The following is a 239-nucleotide window of genomic DNA, read 5'->3' as shown; positions in this document are numbered from 1 at the left end:
ATGATGCTTTGGCAGGGCGCCATGGCGTTTGAATATTGGACAGGCCGTGAAATGCCGGTTCAGTATATTAAAGAGCAAATGTTTGAATAACCTATTGTGACAGAAGCGCCGAAGGACAATCCGTCTTCCGGCGCTTTATCTTTTTCTCCCTCCTCTCTCTTTCTTCTCATGCGCCAAAACGCTTATAATGGATGTAACGAATAAAAACCAAGTGAGGAATGCGACGTATGAAACAGCAA

General features: G+C 44.4%; 1 protein-coding gene. It reads left to right on the top strand.

The window, feature by feature from the left end; translation table 11 throughout:
• The coding region (locus tag SB660_RS23500; protein ID WP_410584987.1) for a hypothetical protein at positions 1-90 on the top strand (90 nt) is incomplete at its 5' end.
• Positions 91-239 lie beyond the last annotated feature (149 nt).

It is taken from the genome of Bacillus sp. SIMBA_005, from assembly GCF_046535585.1.
Lineage (GTDB): Bacteria > Bacillota > Bacilli > Bacillales > Bacillaceae > Bacillus > Bacillus pumilus.
Note: the sequence above shows the minus strand (reverse complement) of the source record. Positions and strands in the feature narration are given on the sequence as shown.